The organism is Pseudomonas sp. 29, from assembly GCF_002754355.1.
GTDB lineage: Bacteria > Pseudomonadota > Gammaproteobacteria > Pseudomonadales > Pseudomonadaceae > Aquipseudomonas > Aquipseudomonas neuropathica.
This window is the reverse complement of record NZ_PEEY01000001.1, coordinates 651,835-665,510: the sequence shown is the minus strand read 5'-3', so window position 1 is coordinate 665,510 and position 13,676 is coordinate 651,835. Positions and strand designations below refer to the sequence as shown.

Below are 13,676 nucleotides of genomic sequence, written 5' to 3'. Positions count from 1 at the left end.
GGAGCCGGGTTTCTCTGGGTTGTTGCGCTTACAGCCAATCATCAGGCAACGCGACGTTCGATCAGACGATCCGAGCCACCTTCAGCAACGCGACGTTCGAGCAGACGATCAGCGCCACCTTCAGCGACGCGACGTTCGAGCAGACGATCAGAACCACCTTCAGCAACACGGCGTTCGATCAGACGATCCGAGCCACCTTCAGCAACGCGACGTTCAAGCAGACGATCAGCGCCACCTTCGGCAACGCGGCGTTCGAGCAGACGATCCGAACCACCTTCAGCAACGCGACGTTCAAGCAGACGATCCGAACCACCTTCAGCCAAACGGCTTTCGATCAGTTTGTCCGAGCCGCCTTCGGCGATCATGGTGTGGGCCGGGGTAGCGGCGAAAGCGTTGATAGCGAAGACCGAGAAAGCGATTCCGAGAAGAGTTTGGCGTTTCATGATGGTGTGCTCCGGGGTGTTGTTGGTTGGTATGGAGCAGATGTTACGCCCGGGATTTTTTATGAGAACTTCATTGCCGTGATGGTGAACATCGATGCCGATGATGGTAGCCAGGAGCCGCAGAGCAGAGCCTCACAGCACCTTCACAGCGCGCCCGATCGCCTGAATCGGCCCGGTCGGTTTGCCGATCGGCGAGCCATTGGCGCCCTCAAGTGTCAGCTCGAATAGCTGATTGGGTTGCAGCGGCGGCAACTTGTCCAACGGCACCGACAACGCCTGTCCAGGCTTGACCAACCCTAGCGAAACCGGCCCCTGCCAGCCGTCAGCCTTGGTCCAGAATTCCAGCGCCTTGTCCGCCGGCACCTCAACCACACCGAGCGGAATCAACTGAATTTCCCGCGAGTTGCTCGCCTGAATCACCCAGCCCGGGGCCTTGTCCTGCGGCGCAACCAGCACTACCAGATAGCTGGGTTTCGGCGTGGTCTGGGTCAGCAGGATCGAACCCAGAATCAACGTGGCGGCCAAACCGGCTGCGCTCAACCCACGCCAGAGCGGCAGCAGGTTCCACCATGAAGTTGAAGGTGCTTGCCGCGCCAGTCGCCCGACACTGCGCTCGATGCGTTGCCACAACTGCGCCGAGGGTTGCTGCGGTTCGGCCAGATCCGTCAGCTCCAGCAGACGCCGTTCCCAGGCGTCTACCGCTGCGCGCAATTGCGGATCATTCGGCAAGCGCCGTTGCACCTCGCTGCGCTGTTCGAACGACAGCGTGCCGAGCACATATTCGCCGGCCAGTTCATCTCGTTCCTGCGCTGATTCGCTGGTCATCCCACGCACTCCCGCAAGGCATTGAGGCTGCGCTTGATCCACGCTTTGACGGTGCCCAGCGGCGTGTCGAGGCGCGCGGCAATCTGCGCGTGGCTGTAGCCGTCGACGTAAGCATGCAGGACGCAACTGCGCCGTTGTGGCTCCAGCTGTTCAAGGCAATGGTGGATGCGCGCCGAATGCGCGTGGGCGTCGAAGCTGGCATCGTCCGCAGCGGTTTCGTGGGCCTCGCTGAACGGCGTTTCCCGGCCGTGATCACGCAGCAGATTCAGCGCCAGATGCCGGGTCACGCTGAACATCCAGCCACGCGCCGAACCGCGCGCCGGATCAAACCCCGCCGCGCCGTTCCAGATTTTGATGAAGGCCTCATGAACGATGTCCTCCGCCAGCGCCGTATCGCGCACCAGGCGCTTGGCCACGCCGAGCAGACGCGGACCTTCCTGCACATACAAATCGCGCAGGGCCGAACGCTCGCCACGGGCACAAGCAGCGAGGCGGGCTTCGTAATCGAAAACGGATTCGGCTAAAGGCATGTCGTGCAATCTAGCTCACATTCCGTAAACATCCAGAACCCATTGACCACTGTGGGAGCGAGCTTGCTCGCGAAGGCGGCCGGTCAGAGAAGACTGTGTTGACTGACACTCCGCCTTCGCGAGCAAGCTCGCTCCCACAGGGTTTATCAGTGGTGCCAGAAGTCAGTTCGCCGCCCAGAAAATGTAATCGGCCTGATACTTCACCACTTCCTGCTTGCCCTTGTTCGCCGTCGTGCATTCGCTGCCCGGCGCCACGCCGCCCTTGAGCGCGACACGCTGGATGTAACTCACGCCGCTCATCGCGCCTTTACCCTCGGCGGGGTTGGCCTTGACCAGTTGATAGGGCAGGTTGCCAGGAGTCGACGGCGCCACGGCCAGTTGCGTGCCGGTGACTTTCGAACCGTCCTTGGCCTGCCAGGTCGCTGGCGGGCCGAAGTAGGTGCCGACCTGCTTGCCGCTGCGATCATTGAGCACCGCTTTCGGACCGACAAACGTCCACTCGGTCTGCCCGGCCGCGTTAGGCTTGTCGCGGCACTCGTAGGTGATCTCGCCGACGCCGGTGGTTTCCATCGCAATCTTGTGGCCATCCGGCACTTTGATCGCGTCGGGATAGCTGCTTTGGGCGAAGGTCGTCGAGGACAGGGCGAGCAAACCGGTGAGGCCAATCAGCTGGGTGATGTTCATCAGTGTTATCTCCAAAAAAGGGTAGACCGCTGACAGCCGAAGAGGGCTGTTACAGGGACTACCCGTGACGGAGGCGTTTGGATGCAGTGCCTGAAAAATAAATTTCAATGACTCACCACCATCCCTGTAGGAGTGAGCCTGCTCGCGATGGCGGTGGGTCAGGCAGCACTCATGTCACTGGAATACCGCTATCGCGAGCAGGCTCACTCCTACAGGGTTTTGTGTCGGGCTTGAGGCCGGAGGCTTTCAGGAGTTCCTGGGTATAAGGGTGTTTGGGCGCGGCAAAAATCTCCCGCGACGAACCCTGCTCCACCACCTTGCCATCCTTGATCACCATCAAGTCATGCGCCAGCGCATGTACCACCGCCAGATCATGGCTGATGAACAAATAGGTCAGCCCATGCCTGATCTGCAACTGCCGCAACAACTCCACCACCTGTTTCTGCACCGTGCGATCCAGCGCCGACGTCGGTTCATCCAACAGAATCAGCGCCGGCTCCAGCACCAGTGCGCGGGCGATGGAAATGCGTTGGCGCTGGCCGCCGGAAAACTCGTGGGGATAACGATGGCGGCTCTGCGGATCGAGGCCGACTTCCTCCAGCACCCGGATCACCGCCGCTTCCCGCTCAGCCTCAGTGCCGATACCGTGAGTCAGCAAGCCTTCCGCAATGATCTGCTGCACCGACATCCGTGGGCTGAGGCTGCCGAACGGGTCCTGGAACACCACTTGAATCTGCCGCCGCAACGGCCGCATCAAACGCTGATTGAGCAGGCTCAGTTGTTTGTTACCGAATCGGATATTGCCCTCGGACTCGACCAACCGCAGGATCGCCTGACCCAGCGTCGATTTACCCGAACCCGACTCACCGACAATCCCCAAGGTCTTGCCCCGTTGCAGAGCGAAACTGACCCCGTCCACCGCTTTGATGTAATCCTGCTGCCGGCTGAACAACGCCTTGGGCAACGGAAACCACACCTTCAAATCATCGACTTCGAGCAGGTTGTGATCGTACTCACTCGGCACCGGCGCGCCGCTGGGTTCCGCCTCGATCAGCAAGCGACTGTAAGGATGCTGCGGCGCGCGAAACAGCGTTTCGCAATCGGCCTGCTCAACGATCTCGCCCTGGCGCATCACGCACACCCGTTGCGCGATGCGCCGGACCAGATTGAGGTCATGGCTGATCAGCAACAGCGACATGCCCAACCGTTGCTGCAACTCGATCAGCAGTTCGAGAATCTTCTGCTGCACCGTGACATCCAGCGCCGTGGTCGGCTCATCGGCGATCAACAGTTCCGGCTCGTTGGCCAGCGCCATGGCGATCATCACCCGTTGCCGTTGTCCGCCGGAAAGCTGATGTGGATAGGCTTTCAAACGCTGCAACGGCTGGCGAATGCCGACCAGTTCCAGCAGCTCCAGAGTCCGTTCGCGGGCAGCGCGGCCCTTGAGGCCTTTGTGAATTTCCAGTACTTCGCTGACTTGCTTTTCCACGGTGTGCAGCGGATTCAGCGAGGTCATCGGCTCCTGGAAAATCATCGCAATGCGGTTGCCGCGCAGGCCGCGCATATGCTGCTCGCTGGCGTGCAACAAGTCCACGCCGTTGTAGCGGATCGCGCCGCTGCTGCTGACGTTCTTGCCCGGCAACAAACGCAGAATCGAATGCGCCGTCACCGACTTGCCCGAGCCGGATTCACCGACCAGTGCCAGACACTCGCCGCGGCGAATATCGAGGTTCAAACCGTGCACCACTTCCTGCCCGGCGAAGGCCACGCGCAGATCGCGGATCTCGATCAAATTGTCGTTCATCTCAGCTCCGGGGATCGAATGCATCACGGCAAGCCTCACCAATAAAAACCAACAAGGACAGAATCAGTGCCAACGCAAAAAACGCCGTTAGCCCCAGCCATGGCGCTTGCAGATTGCGCTTGGCCTGACCGATCAATTCGCCCAGCGACGCAGTGCCGGCCGGCATGCCAAAGCCGAGAAAATCCAGCGCAGTCAGGGTGGCGATGGCGCCGGTGAGAATGAACGGCAGGTAGGTGAGGGTGGAGGTCATCGCGTTGGGCAGGATGTGCCGGCACATCAGTTCGTTGTCGGTCAGGCCTAGCGCTCGCGCGGCTTTGACGTATTCCAGATTGCGTCCGCGCAGAAACTCGGCACGCACCACATCGACCAGCGCCAGCCAGGAAAACAACGCCATGATCCCCAGCAACCACCAGAAACTCGGCGAGACAAACCCGGACAAAATGATCAGCAGGTACAGCACCGGCAACCCCGACCAGATCTCCAGCAGCCGTTGTCCGAGCAAGTCGACCCAACCGCCGTAATAACCCTGCAATGCCCCGGCAACGATGCCAATCAACGCACTGATGCCAGTGAGGATCAGCGCAAACAGAATCGAAATCCGCGTGCCGAAAATCACCCGTGCCAACACGTCGCGCGCCTGATCATCGGTGCCCAGCCAATTGCTCGATGACGGCGGACTCGGTGCCGGTTCGCTGAGGTCGTAATTGACCGTGTCGTAACTGAACGGGATCGGCGGAAACAGCATCCAGCCGCCCTGATCCTCAATCAGCTTGTGTACGTAACTGCTGGCGTAATCCGGTTGAAACGGCAGCTCGCCGCCGAAATCGGTTTCCAGGTAATCGCTGAGGATCGGGAAGTAAAAGGCGTCGTGATAACGGATCACCAGCGGCTTGTCGTTGGCGATCAACTCACCGCCCAGACAAATCAGGCACAGTCCGATAAACAGCCACAACGACCAGCGTCCGCGCCGATTGGCCTTGAATTGCGCAACGCGACGCTGACCGAGAGGAGAAAGAGTGAACATCAGGCAGTCCTCGCCGAGAAGTCGATGCGCGGGTCGAGCAGGGTGTAGCAGAGGTCGCCGATCAGCTTGATCAACAGGCCGAACAGGGTGAACAGAAACAGCGCGCCGAACACCACCGGGTAGTCGCGCGATACCGCCGCTTCGTAGCTCATGCGCCCGAGGCCGTCGAGGTTGAAGATGGTTTCGATCAGCAGGGAACCGGCGAAAAACACCTCGATCAGTGCCGACGGCACACCGGCCACCACCAACAGCATTGCGTTGCGAAACACATGGCCGTAGAGCACGCGCCTCTCGGTCAAACCCTTGGCCCGTGCGGTGATCACGTACTGACGGCTGATCTCGTTGAGGAAGCTGTTCTTGGTCAGGATCGTCAACGTCGCAAAGCCGCCGATCACCAGCGCCGTCACTGGCAGCACCAGGTGCCAGAGGTAGTCGCCGACCTTGCCCAATGTGCTGAGGCTGTCGAAGTTGTCCGAGACCAGCCCTTGCACCGGAAACCAGTTGACGTAGCTGCCACCGGCAAACACCACGATCAACAGAATCGCGAAGAGAAACGCCGGCATCGCATAGCCGATGATGATCGCCGTGCTGCTCCAGACATCAAACGCGCTGCCGTTCCTTATCGCTTTGCGAATGCCCAGCGGAATGGAAATCAGGTAAGTGATCAGCGTCGCCCATAAACCCAGCGACAGCGAGACCGGCAACTTCTGCACGATCAGATCAGTGACCTTGGCGCCGCGAAAAAAACTGCTGCCCAGATCCATCTGCGCATAGTTTTTCAGCATCAGCCACAAACGTTCGTGCATCGGTTTGTCGAAGCCGTAATGGTGTTTGATCTCCTCGATCAGCGCCGGATCGAGGCCACGGCTGCTGCGCCCGGCGCCGCCAATTGCAGTAACCTCGCCACCACCGCCCATGCTGTGCCCGCCGAAGCCTTGCAAGCGGGCAATCGCCTGCTCCACCGGCCCACCCGGCGCGGCCTGCACAATCAGAAAATTCACCACCAGAATGCACAGCAGCGTCGGGATGATCAGCAGCAAACGTCGACTCAGATAACGCAACATGTCACTGGCCCCCCGCAAGCTGGCTGTGCATCTGATGCGTGGTCAACGCCTTGGCCGAGACCTCCCACCAGGTGTTGAGGCCTTCGTCGTACGCCGGTTGCACGGCCGGCATGCCGAAGCGGTTCTGATACACCGTCGGTGTGCCTTTGGAGTAGTAGTTGGGAATCATGTAGTAACCCCATTGCAGCACCCGATCGAGGGCGCGGGCGTAATGCACCATGGCTTCGCGGCTGTTGGCCTGGACCAGTCCGTCAATCAGTTGATCGACCGCCGGATTGGCCAGCACCATCGAGTTCGAACTGCCGACTTGCGTGGCGCTTTGCGAGGCGTACAGGCTGTACAACTCGCGGCCGGGAGAGACGATCGGATCGCCGCTGCGCGGGAAACTGGTGACGATCATGTCGTAGTCGCGGGCGTTGAGGCGGTTGACGTATTGCGCTGAATCGATGCGCCGCAAATTGAGGGTGATGCCGATCTGCGCGAGGGTGCGTTTGAACGGCAGCAACATGCGGTCGAAGCCGCCCTGACCGTCGAGAAAAGTGAACTCCAGCGGCTCGCCGTCAGCGTTGACCAGACGATTGTGTTGCGGCGTCCAGCCGGCCTCGGCGAGCAGCTGCAACGCTTGCAGTTGCTTGTCGCGAATGTAGCCGCTGCCGTCGGTTTTCGGCGCTTCATAGACCGTGGTGAAAACCTCGTCGGGAATCTGCCCACGCAGCGGTTCGAGGATCTTCAATTCTTCGGCGTCGGGCAGGGCGGTGGCGGCCATTTCGCTCTTCGGCCAGAAGCTGTTCTGGCGCACGTAGAAGCCGCGCATCATCTGTTTGTTGGTCCACTCGAAATCCCACAGCAGGCTGATCGCCTGACGCACGCGGCGATCCTTGAAGAACGGGTTCTGCAGGTTGAACACGAAGCCCTGAGCGGCAGTGGGTTTGTCCGGGGCGAGGATCGACTGTTGCAAACGACCGTCGCGCAATGCCGGGCTGTCATAGCCGACCACATAACCGGACGAGGAGAACTCGCGGTTGTAGTCGAACGCGCCGGCCTGCAGCAGTTGGCGGGCGACGTCGGTGTCACCGTAGAAATTCACCGTGAGCGTGTCGAAGTTGTACATCCCGCGACTGACCGGCAGGTCTTTGCCCCACCAGTCCGGATCGCGCTCGAAACTGATGCTGCGCCCGGCGTCGACCTTGCTGACCCGGTACGGGCCGCTGCCCAGCGGTGGCTCGAAACCGCCGCCATTGGCGAAGTCGCGAGTTTTCCACCAGTGCTCGGGGACCACGCGCATCGTCGCCAGATCCAGCGCCAAGGTGCGGTTGAGGTTGTTCTTGAAGGTGAAGCGCACCTGCCGTGGGCCTTCGATCAGCACGTCCTGCACATCGGCGTATTGCTGGCGATAACTCAGGCTGCCTTTGGTCATCAACAGGTTGAAGGTGTAGCGCACGTCTTCGGCGGTGATCGGTGTACCGTCGGCGAAACGTGCTTTTGGATTGAGGGTGAAGCGCACCCAGAGTCCATCGGGATCGCGCTCGATCTGCTGCGCGACCAGTGCGTAAACGGTGTACGGCTCGTCGAGTGAACGGAACGCCAGCGGCGAATACACCCAGTCGTTGACCTGCACCACGGAAATGCCCTGATCGGCATACGGGCTGATGTAGTTGTACTGGCCGATCTCCATCGACGCGCGACTGAGCGAACCGCCCTTCGGCGCGTTGGGATCGACGAAATCAAAGTGCTGGAAGTTCGCCGGATACTTCGGCGCCTCGCCGTACACCGTCAGCGCATAGCTGCCAGCGGCCAGCGCCGAGGTGCCGGTGCACAGCAGCGCACTGCCGAGCAGCAAGCCAGCCATGTTGCGCAAAAAACTCATGCAATCACTCCTCAAAATCCCTGAAGGAACCCGACCCCCCCTGTGGGAGCGAGCTTGCTCGCGAATGCGGTGTATCAGTGAAGGATGTGTTGACTGATACACCGCATTCGCGAGCAAGCTCGCTCCCACATTGGGTTTGCGGTGCTCTTGGTTAGAAGTGGTAAGTCATGCGCGCAAACAAGGTGCGGCCCAGCGGGTCGGTGTAGCGCGGGTCATAGCCGCTCTGGAAGTTGTAGGCCTGGTTGGAGAACGGCGGGTTGCGGTCGAATACGTTCTTCATCCCGGCATCGACATCCAGCACCTTGTTGAAGGTGTAGCCGGCCGACAGGTCCCACACCGAATACGACGCCACGCGTGCGTGGGTGTCGCGGTCGTAGTCGTTGTAACCCGTGGTGAAGCGGTTGGTCAGTGCCGCCCGCGCCGCGCCGAAGGTCCAGCTGCCGGTGAGGTTGTGCTTCCAGCGCGCGATCACGCCGTCACCCTGGAAGTCGCCGACCTTGTCGGTGAACGGGCCTTTGATGGTGCTCTGGAAGTCGTATTCATCGACGTAGGTGCCTTGCAGGCCCAGACCGAACTGACCGTACGGCGTGTTCGGAAAGCGATAATCCAGCGACACATCGACACCGTTGGTTTCGACGATACCGAGGTTGGCGTTGCCGGTGACGATGTAGTTGAGCGTGCCGTCGGCGTTGCGCACGAAGCGGTCCGGGTAGGAACCGGCCTGATCAAACACGGTGGATTCCGGGAACGGCTGGATCTGGTTGGAGATGTGAATCCACCAGAAATCCAGACCCACCGAGAGGTTGTTGATCGGCTGATAGACGAAGCCGAGGGTCACGTTACGGGCCTTTTCCGGGGCCAGATCTTCGTTGCCGCCAATCTGATTGAGGAACTGCTGACCGCAATCACGGCCGCCGTTACCGCCCGGTTGCACCACGCCGCCAGTACACAGCACCGGGTCGTTGTAGTAACCCTGAGTGAAAGTGATGCTGCGCGGCGAATACAGCTCGTACAGCGACGGCGCCCGGAAGCCTTCACTGTAGGCGCCACGCACCACCAGCTCTTTCAACGGCTGATAACGGAACGAGTATTTCGGGTTGGTGGTGCTGCCGAAGTCGCTGTATTTGTCGTGACGCACGGCGGCGGACAGTTCGAGGCTGTCGAGCACCGGCACGTTGATTTCCGCGTAGGCGGCTTTGACGCTGCGGTCGCCCTCGACACTGCCGTTGGGGTCGATGCCGAGGCTCTGGATGTCGCCGGCGAACGACTCGAAGTCCTGATGGAATTTCTCTTTGCGGTATTCGCCACCCAGTGCCAGACCGGACGGGCCGGCGCCGAACCAGTCGCCGATTTCACGACTGATACGACCATCAAAACCGGCGACACGACCCACAGCAGTGGAGTAGGCACCGTGGTAGGCCGCGTTGTCGATGTACTGCTGACCGGCGGCGGACTGCGGGCCGAACGGGTTGAGCAAACCACTGGCCAGACCATTGATCATCGCCTGGTCGCTGACAAAGCCATTGGTGACGCTGGAGACGATTTTGTTCTGGTTGTACGAAGCGCCGACGTTGTAATCCCAGCCGCCAACCAGACCATCGAAACTGAGCAGGAAGCGCTGGCTGGTGTTCTGGTCTTTCGATTCACGCGGGCCGGCCGCAGTTTCACGCCAGTTGACGTCGACCGGTTGGGTCGGGTCGAGGGCGAAATCGGTCGGCGCTGGGGTGATGCCGTTGCCGGGGTAGTAGGGCGACGAGCTGTCGAGGCTCAGGCCGGTCAACGGCGCAGGGCCAATCGCCGTGGCGTTGTTGTTGCGCGACCAGAAGTACTCGAGATTGACGTTGTGATCGTCGCCGAGTTTGCCGGTGGTTTTGCCGAAGAACGAGGTCTTCTCGGTCTGTGGCACCAGGTCGATGTATTCGCGGGTGCTGAAGCGGCACAAGCCGTCTCGGGCGACCAGGTTCGGCCCGTTGCAATTGCTGTTGGCCAGCGGGTTGGTGGCGTTGCCGTTCTGGCTGTAGTTGCCGGGAAACGCGGTGCCGGAGGTCTGATCGAGGCCGCGACCCGGGGCGTAGTCGGTGGCGAAGGAGCGGTCGTTGGCGTCGAGGTTCTGCTGCTTGTTGTAGTTGAACACGCCGAGAACGTTGAAGCGGTCTTCTTCCAGATCGCCGTAGCCCCAACTGGCGCTCATGTCTTTGGTTTGGCCGCCACCGCTGTGGGTCGGGGTTTCGCCGCCGAGGGTCAATTGGCCGTCGGTCAGGGATTTCTTGGTGATGAAGTTGATCACGCCGCCGATGGCGTCGGTGCCGTACAAGGCCGAGGCGCCGTCACGCAGCACTTCCACACGTTCGATGGCGGCAAACGGGATCATGTTCAGATCCACCGCGCCGCCGGCCGAGTTGGTCCCCGACAAGGCGTTGTTGGCCAGGCGTCGACCGTTGAGCAGCACCAGCGTCTTGTTTGCGCCGATGCCGCGCATGTCGGCGAATGAGGCGCCGCCAGTGGCTGCGCCCACGGAGCCGGCGCTGTTGTTGATCGACTGGCTGCCGGTGATGCGCTGCACCAGTTCGGCGGTGGTGGTCACGCCCTGTTTGCGCAGCTCATCGGCCTTGAGAATGGTGATCGGCACCGCCGTTTCCGCATCGACCCGGCGAATCGCCGAACCGGTCACTTCCACCCGTTGCAGTTGCGTGGTCGGCGCAACCACCGCCGCAGCCGCCGGGACGTTAGCGTTGTCGTCCTCGGCCGCCTGCACAGTCCCGGCGCCCATCCCCATGGCCACCAGATACAACGGAACAAAACGGTGACGAGAAATCGTTGCCACCAATGGTTTGAGCGTGAAGCGTGGAGTGTTCATCAGCATGGTTATTTCCGACTTTTTAGACGTTATCGAATTGGCCTTGTGAGCCCCTCATTGCTCCGCTATCGGTGATACCGCGTGCGGAAAACCACTTTCTTCAAGCAAGCCGATCCCCTCCGAAGACGCGTGGCGTTTTTTCGGTCGGCCGTTTACGACGGGATTCGGTCAGCGGTGCCGGACGCGTGTTTTCAGTACGCGGCCGCCACCGCACTCAGTGGGTGGTCATCACCGAAATCTTGGTAATGCCCGAGCGTTCGATCGACGCCATGGCTTTCGCCACCTGGCCGTAATTGACGGCGGAGTCGGCCTGCAACTGCACGCGCACTTCGGCGTCCTTGGCCTTGACCTCCTTGAGGCTGGCTTCCAGTGATTCCGGGGCCAGCTCGGTTTTCGCCAGATAGAACTTGCCGTCCTGATCGACGCTGACCACCACCGGATCCTTCTTCTCGGCGGGGGCGACGGCGTCGGTTTTCGGCAGGTTGACCTTGATCGCGTTGGTCATCAGCGGCGCGGTGACGATGAACACCACCAGCAGCACGAGCATCACGTCAACCAGTGGCGTGACGTTCATTTCGCTGAGCACTTCATCGCTGTCTTGAGTGGAAAAGGACATCAGCTGGCCTCCCGCACGGCGGCCGTGGTTTTGCTGGCGATGGCCTGACGGCTGATGGAAAACGCACTGCGCGAGGCGAGGGCGTCGAAGTCGTGGGCGAAGTCGTCCATGTCCGCCGAGGCGAGCTTCAAGCGACGCAGGAAGAAGTTGTAAATCAGCACCGCCGGTACGGCGACAGCGATACCGACGCCGGTGGCGATCAACGCGTGACCGATGGGACCGGCGACCGCTTCCAGGCTGGCCGAACCGGTTTCGCCGATGCTTTTCAGCGCTTCCATGATTCCCCACACGGTGCCGAACAAACCAATGAACGGCGCGGTGCTGCCGATACTGGCGAGAATTGCCTGGCCGTTTTCCAGCGAGCGGCGTTCCTTCTGGATCTGCTGGCGCAGGTTGCGTTCCAGGCGATCCGAACGGTTGATGGTGTGCGCCAATTGCTGGGTGGTACGCGGCGAATCTTCCACCAGCAGCGCTTCGAAACCGCTGCTGGCGATACGCGCCAGCGAGCCCGGATACTGGCTGGCGTGTTCGGCGGCGGTGAGCAGATCCGGCGCGCCCCAGAAGGCTTTGCTGAATTGTTTGTTCTGCGCTTTCTGCCGCAGGTACTGCGCCGACTTGACCAGCAGGATCGCCCAGCTGACCACGGAAAACAGCACCAGACCCCAGAGCACGCCGGGGACAATCATCGAAGACAAATCGTTCATGGTGACACCTCGCTTGCGTTATTCGGTTGTGCGTTGATTGAGCGTTCGGTTATTGCGGCAATTTGAAATCGATGGTCTGGGTGGCGAAGCCGTCGATCGGCGTGTCACCGCGTTTGGCCGGAATAAACTTCCAGTTCTTCACAGCGGCGACGGCGGCTTCATCCAGTTGCGGCTTGCCGCTGGATTTGGTCACCGTCACCGTGCCGGCGCGACCGTTGGCGAGTACCTGAATGCGTAGCACCACGCTGCCTTCCCAGTTGCGCCGCAGTGCCAGCGACGGGTATTCCGGCGGCGGATTGCCAAGGCTGGCGAGACCGGAAATCGCTGCCGACTCCTTGACCGGACCCGGCGCGGCGGCAGGAGCCGGTGGCGCGCTCGGGGTAGCCGGGGCAGCAGGAGCCGCCGGTTGTGCCGGCGCCGGTGGCGCTTTCGGTGGCTCGACCTTTTTCACCGGTTTCGGCTTTTCGACCGGTTTCGGTTTTTCGATCGGCTTGGGTTTCTCCACCGGTTTCGGTGGTGGCTTGACCGCGTCCTCGTCTTCCACCGGTTGTTCCGGTTCCGGCGGTGGTGGCGGAGGAGGCGGTGGTGGCGGTTCCGGTGTGGGCGGTGCCGGTGGCGTCGGACTGGTCAGCTCGACGGTCATTTCCGGAATCTGCGGTGGCGTTGGCAATGGCTCTGTTTTGGATTGCTGGAGAAACCACCAGGCGCCGCCGTGTATCAGCGCCGACACAGCCACCAGCAACACCATCTGCTGTTTATTCAGACCGCCGGGTTGCGAAGTGTTGGCTTTAAACGCCGGCCTGCCCGGAGGCGGCGGAATTGGCGCTTCCCGCAACGACCCCGGCAGGGTTCTGTGCTTTACCGCATCGTTCATTAAAGCTCCCTCGGGTTGATGAAGGGCAATAAGGTGCCGTCCGAACATCCAGGAGATGTTCGAGTGGGTGGGTGCAACTTTCTTCAAGGTGAGCAGAAGCCGATAGTTGAACTATCCGGTTAACAAGGCTTGTGCAAACTTACTGGCTTGGCGTCATCGACTTTGAGTGTTCATTGGCCATTCCCTGGTTGTTCTTCTATTGCGTAAGACAACGGTCGGTGTCTCATGCTTGTTACACATAGCAACCGCTGTGCCAGATATTGCTGAAATGTAGAGTGCGTATTTCATGAGTGTTACCCATGTCGCATTTATATAAGTTTTAACCTTGTCGTGGTTTTTCCATGGCGCGCAGATTGCCGTTACTCCGGTCGAGGGAGCTTTTTC

Annotated in this window: 12 protein-coding genes; all 12 read right to left on the bottom strand. The window is 60.7% G+C overall.

The window, feature by feature from the left end; genetic code table 11:
- Positions 1-41 precede the first annotated feature (41 nt).
- The gene (locus CLU80_RS03090) at positions 42-443 is read right to left on the bottom strand and encodes a hypothetical protein (protein ID WP_099756726.1); all 402 of its coding nucleotides are present in this window, start codon (positions 441-443) and stop codon (positions 42-44) included.
- Between the two features lie 132 nt (positions 444-575).
- Complete coding sequence (locus CLU80_RS03085; protein WP_099756725.1) at positions 576-1,268, bottom strand: anti-sigma factor; 693 nt, start codon at positions 1,266-1,268, stop codon at positions 576-578.
- Positions 1,265-1,798 (bottom strand): sigma-70 family RNA polymerase sigma factor, encoded by a 534-nt coding sequence (locus CLU80_RS03080; RefSeq protein ID WP_099756724.1) that lies wholly within the window; start codon positions 1,796-1,798, stop codon positions 1,265-1,267. The genes CLU80_RS03085 and CLU80_RS03080 overlap by 4 nt, the downstream gene beginning before the upstream one ends.
- A gap of 162 nt (positions 1,799-1,960) precedes the next feature.
- Positions 1,961-2,482: a DUF3455 domain-containing protein gene (locus tag CLU80_RS03075; RefSeq protein WP_093433916.1), complete on the bottom strand. Its 522-nt coding sequence runs from the start codon at positions 2,480-2,482 to the stop codon at positions 1,961-1,963.
- 169 nt (positions 2,483-2,651) lie between these two features.
- Positions 2,652-4,286, bottom strand: coding sequence for an ABC transporter ATP-binding protein (locus tag CLU80_RS03070; RefSeq protein WP_099756723.1), 1,635 nt, complete (start codon positions 4,284-4,286; stop codon positions 2,652-2,654).
- 1 nt (position 4,287) lies between these two features.
- Complete coding sequence (locus tag CLU80_RS03065) at positions 4,288-5,310, bottom strand: ABC transporter permease (protein ID WP_099756722.1); 1,023 nt, start codon at positions 5,308-5,310, stop codon at positions 4,288-4,290.
- Entirely contained in the window at positions 5,310-6,374 is a 1,065-nt protein-coding gene (locus tag CLU80_RS03060) for a microcin C ABC transporter permease YejB (RefSeq protein ID WP_099756721.1), read from the bottom strand. Before CLU80_RS03060 ends, CLU80_RS03065 begins: the two co-directional genes overlap by 1 nt.
- A 1-nt stretch (position 6,375) precedes the next feature.
- Positions 6,376-8,241, bottom strand: a complete 1,866-nt coding sequence (locus CLU80_RS03055) for an extracellular solute-binding protein (protein WP_099756720.1) — start codon at positions 8,239-8,241, stop codon at positions 6,376-6,378.
- Positions 8,242-8,392: 151 nt separating this feature from the next.
- A complete protein-coding gene (locus tag CLU80_RS03050; protein ID WP_286079693.1) occupies positions 8,393-11,104 on the bottom strand; it encodes a TonB-dependent receptor in 2,712 nt (903 codons plus the stop codon).
- Between the two features lie 208 nt (positions 11,105-11,312).
- A complete protein-coding gene (locus CLU80_RS03045) occupies positions 11,313-11,714 on the bottom strand; it encodes an ExbD/TolR family protein (protein WP_007918272.1) in 402 nt (133 codons plus the stop codon).
- Entirely contained in the window at positions 11,714-12,400 is a 687-nt protein-coding gene (locus tag CLU80_RS03040) for a MotA/TolQ/ExbB proton channel family protein (protein ID WP_371748312.1), read from the bottom strand. Before CLU80_RS03040 ends, CLU80_RS03045 begins: the two co-directional genes overlap by 1 nt.
- 67 nt (positions 12,401-12,467) lie before the next feature.
- Entirely contained in the window at positions 12,468-13,292 is an 825-nt protein-coding gene (locus CLU80_RS03035; protein ID WP_099756719.1) for an energy transducer TonB, read from the bottom strand.
- Positions 13,293-13,676: the final 384 nt, after the last annotated feature.

Bases quoted from the DNA above. Each gene is read 5' to 3' on its own strand.
- CLU80_RS03090 (WP_099756726.1), bottom strand. From the start codon at position 443: ATGAAACGCCAAACTCTTCTCGGAATCGCTTTCTCGGTCTTCGCTATC.
- CLU80_RS03085 (WP_099756725.1), bottom strand. From the start codon at position 1,268: ATGACCAGCGAATCAGCGCAGGAACGAGATGAACTGGCCGGCGAATAT.
- CLU80_RS03080 (WP_099756724.1), bottom strand. From the start codon at position 1,798: ATGCCTTTAGCCGAATCCGTTTTCGATTACGAAGCCCGCCTCGCTGCT.
- CLU80_RS03075 (WP_093433916.1), bottom strand. From the start codon at position 2,482: ATGAACATCACCCAGCTGATTGGCCTCACCGGTTTGCTCGCCCTGTCC.
- CLU80_RS03070 (WP_099756723.1), bottom strand. From the start codon at position 4,286: ATGAACGACAATTTGATCGAGATCCGCGATCTGCGCGTGGCCTTCGCC.
- CLU80_RS03065 (WP_099756722.1), bottom strand. From the start codon at position 5,310: ATGTTCACTCTTTCTCCTCTCGGTCAGCGTCGCGTTGCGCAATTCAAG.
- CLU80_RS03060 (WP_099756721.1), bottom strand. From the start codon at position 6,374: ATGTTGCGTTATCTGAGTCGACGTTTGCTGCTGATCATCCCGACGCTG.
- CLU80_RS03055 (WP_099756720.1), bottom strand. From the start codon at position 8,241: ATGAGTTTTTTGCGCAACATGGCTGGCTTGCTGCTCGGCAGTGCGCTG.
- CLU80_RS03050 (WP_286079693.1), bottom strand. From the start codon at position 11,104: ATGCTGATGAACACTCCACGCTTCACGCTCAAACCATTGGTGGCAACG.
- CLU80_RS03045 (WP_007918272.1), bottom strand. From the start codon at position 11,714: ATGTCCTTTTCCACTCAAGACAGCGATGAAGTGCTCAGCGAAATGAAC.
- CLU80_RS03040 (WP_371748312.1), bottom strand. From the start codon at position 12,400: ATGATTGTCCCCGGCGTGCTCTGGGGTCTGGTGCTGTTTTCCGTGGTC.
- CLU80_RS03035 (WP_099756719.1), bottom strand. From the start codon at position 13,292: ATGAACGATGCGGTAAAGCACAGAACCCTGCCGGGGTCGTTGCGGGAA.